Annotated in this window: 4 protein-coding genes; all 4 read left to right on the top strand. The window is 57.9% G+C overall.

What is annotated here, in order from left to right:
- Positions 1-888: 888 nt before the first annotated feature.
- Positions 889-1,251: a hypothetical protein gene (locus Q1A75_RS23545; protein WP_299555945.1), complete on the top strand. Its 363-nt coding sequence runs from the start codon at positions 889-891 to the stop codon at positions 1,249-1,251.
- Positions 1,248-2,090, top strand: a complete 843-nt coding sequence (locus tag Q1A75_RS23540) for a DUF3560 domain-containing protein (protein ID WP_299555943.1) — start codon at positions 1,248-1,250, stop codon at positions 2,088-2,090. The genes Q1A75_RS23545 and Q1A75_RS23540 overlap by 4 nt, the downstream gene beginning before the upstream one ends.
- Positions 2,091-2,175: 85 nt before the next feature.
- On the top strand, positions 2,176-2,472 hold the full coding sequence (locus Q1A75_RS23535; RefSeq protein WP_299555941.1) for a type II toxin-antitoxin system RelE/ParE family toxin: 297 nt from the start codon (positions 2,176-2,178) through the stop codon (positions 2,470-2,472).
- 4 nt (positions 2,473-2,476) lie between these two features.
- On the top strand, positions 2,477-2,782 hold the full coding sequence (locus tag Q1A75_RS23530; RefSeq protein ID WP_299555939.1) for an addiction module antidote protein: 306 nt from the start codon (positions 2,477-2,479) through the stop codon (positions 2,780-2,782).
- The last annotated feature ends 96 nt before the right edge of the window (positions 2,783-2,878 follow it).

Here is a 2,878-nt window from a genome sequence, read left to right as displayed (position 1 = left end):
TCCGATAGATGCAGTTATTCTGGTCGGAAAATCACGATGTTTGCAGTTCAAAGCGCAGATGATTGCGGTCCGTTACACCTAGGCTTCGGCCGGCAGGCGGCCTCCGCCCCGAGCCTCTACCCCCTGCCCGCCCTGTGGCCCAGGTGCGCCGCCCCCTGTCTCTCTGAGCCAGTGCGCGCCGCGGCCACATGGTCGTTCAGGGGCCAGAGTCTCGGCCCATGCGGGTAACGGTCGCTGGTGCGGTCCTGGCTGACATCGAGGCGCATCGTTCTTGCCTTCACCTTCTTGAAATATCCTGTGGGGGAGTGCGCGTTGCGCACCGGGGGCAGACGGCCCCCGCAGCCGCCCAGGGCGGCTTTTGCCACTCTGGGGATTCGTCGCTTTGCTCCGAACGCCCATCGTGGTTGCGGTCCTCACGAGATCCCGCTGGCGTGTCGTTCAGCCGTGATCGGTCGCGGCCTTTGACTGACAGACCAGGCCGCCACGGCCAAGGGGCTTTCGCGGCATATCCTGTGGGCGGCGGTGCCGTCCTCGGTATTCCACGGTCCCCTTGTCCGCGTCGTCCTGGTCCGTCCGTGTCGGCTCGTGCGCGACCGACCGACGGCTGACGAGCAAGCCATCTCCGGGGGTTTTGTGATCAGACCTTGTAGGCGGAGGCCGCGGCGCGGCCACGAGGTTTTATTGCCCCGCGAGCGGGGCGTGCGCTCCCTTCCCTCGGGCATCAAAGCAAGCACGGGGAAGGTGTTGATTGCAAAGGGTTTATTAGCAGAAAGTGTAAATATATCAGTTGGTTAGGCTGTTTTCAGATGGTACAAAAGGAGTACGAAAAGGGGGCATCAAGGGAACAATCCCACCGCCCCAACCTTACCACATAGGAGACAACCAAAAATGAAGCTGGTTTTTGAAAACCCAGCCCGCTTGCGTGCCGAACTGCACGATCAAGAGATGGGCGAGAACACCGCCAAGCATCACGACAAATGGGCCTATCTGGGCAGCGATTTGCGTATCTACACCCACCCCGCAAAAGAGGGTGCAGAGAAGTTAGCCGCTGCTTTCTACGTCATGCACGCAGACTATGAAACGACAACAGGGTCCGTGTGCTCAACGTCTGAAAACCTGTTGCGCGCCATTGGCAAGGATCATCACGCCGTGGCCCCCATCAAGCCGGACCTGTCGCTGTCTGATTCAGAAGGAAAAATATTGGCGGCCCTGAGCATTTGGGAAAAAGAATGGGCGGAGGCGGCACAATGAACAGCTATCAAAAGAAGCAAGAGTCCCGCAAAGAAAGTCTGTTAGCCGCAGCAGATCGGCAGGACGCCAAGGCCAGCGCGGCCTTTGACGCAGCGGATTTGCGGGAAGAGAAAAGCGGCATTCCATTTGGTCAGCCTATCCTTGTCGGGCACCACAGCGAGGGGCGGCACCGCCGCGCCCTTGCAAACTCTCACGCCGCCATGGATCGAGGTGTCGAGGCATCAAAACGGGCCGACGAGCTGCGCCGCCGTGCGACCGGTGTCGGACAAGGCGGGATCAGCAGTGACGACCCCGACGCGCTGGACCTGTTGCGCGACAAGCTGGCGAACCTGAAACAGTCGCAAACCAATATGAAGGGCGCTAACCGGGTTGTGCGAAAGTGGCACAAACGAGGTGTCACGCATGAAACCGAGGGCGAACAGTTTGCGACCTATGCCAAGGAACTTGAGCGAGTGGCAGCACACTACAGCGCAGCCCTTGCCCGCGAAATGCTGGTTCCTAAATATGGCCGCGTCGTCGCCTTTGAGAGCTTCAGGCTGACCAACAACAACGCGCGGATCAAGGCCACAGAGCAACGCATCGCGCAGCTTGAACGGGCCGCAGAGGTTGAGACAAGCGAGCGTGAGATTTTCGAAGGGTGTACCATCATCGAGAACACCGAGGAAAACCGGCTGCAAATCATCTTCGATGGGAAGCCCGCCCCGGAGGTTCGCACGATCCTAAAAAGCCATGCTTTCAAGTGGGCACCGAGCCAAGGCGCGTGGCAACGGCAGTTGACCAATGCGGCCCGCTTTGCAGGCCAACAGGTCGAGCGGCAGCTAAAGGAAATGAACGCCTAGAAAAATATGGCGCCGGAACTGGCGGAAATCCCCGGTTTCGGCATCTTTTTCTTGCAAAAATGTAGCTTGTGGGCTACAAGTAGTTATGATAGAAATACGCAAAACAGATGACTTCAACCGCTGGTTCACGCGTCTCAAGGACAAGCGTGCGAAGGCCAAGATCGCTCTCCGCATCGACAGGCTTAGCCTTGGCAATCCCGGCGATGTTGAGCCCGTTGGCGAAGGTGTCAGCGAAATGCGCATCCATGAAGGCAAGGGCTATCGGGTCTATTTCATCTCGCGCGGGGACGTACTCGTAATTCTACTGTGTGGTGGGGATAAGAAGACCCAGACCCGTGACATCAGACATGCCAAAGACTTGGCAAAACACTTGGAGGATTAAGACGATGGTTACCAAAACAACGCCTTATGACACTGCCGACTACCTCGATACACCCGAGGTTATCGAAGCCTACCTTGAGGAAGCATTTGCGAGTGGTGACAGCGTGCTTATCGCCGTCGCTCTTGGCAACGTCGCGCGCGCGCAAGGCATGAGCAAGATCGCAACGGAAACCGGTTTATCGCGCGAAAGTCTCTATCGCGCGCTCAGCGAGAAGGGGAACCCGGAACTCGGCACCGTTCTTAAAGTGCTTGGAGCGATCGGGGTAACCCTCTCCCCGAAATACGCGACAGTGCAAACGCAGCCGCATTAACGGAAGGCAGAGGTGTAGCTGTAACGGACCGCAATCATCTGCGCTTTGAACTGCAAACATCGTGATTTTCCGACCAGAATAACTGCATCTATCGGA

This window comes from uncultured Tateyamaria sp., assembly GCF_947504105.1.
In the GTDB taxonomy this organism is placed as follows: Bacteria; Pseudomonadota; Alphaproteobacteria; order Rhodobacterales; family Rhodobacteraceae; genus Tateyamaria.
The sequence above is the reverse complement of the archived record's forward strand: the minus strand, read 5'-3'. Positions and strand labels throughout refer to the sequence as shown.

Coding starts and splice junctions, on each gene's coding strand:
- Q1A75_RS23540 (WP_299555943.1), top strand. CDS start 1,248: ATGAACAGCTATCAAAAGAAGCAAGAGTCCCGCAAAGAAAGTCTGTTA.
- Q1A75_RS23535 (WP_299555941.1), top strand. CDS start 2,176: ATGATAGAAATACGCAAAACAGATGACTTCAACCGCTGGTTCACGCGT.
- Q1A75_RS23530 (WP_299555939.1), top strand. CDS start 2,477: ATGGTTACCAAAACAACGCCTTATGACACTGCCGACTACCTCGATACA.
- Q1A75_RS23545 (WP_299555945.1), top strand. CDS start 889: ATGAAGCTGGTTTTTGAAAACCCAGCCCGCTTGCGTGCCGAACTGCAC.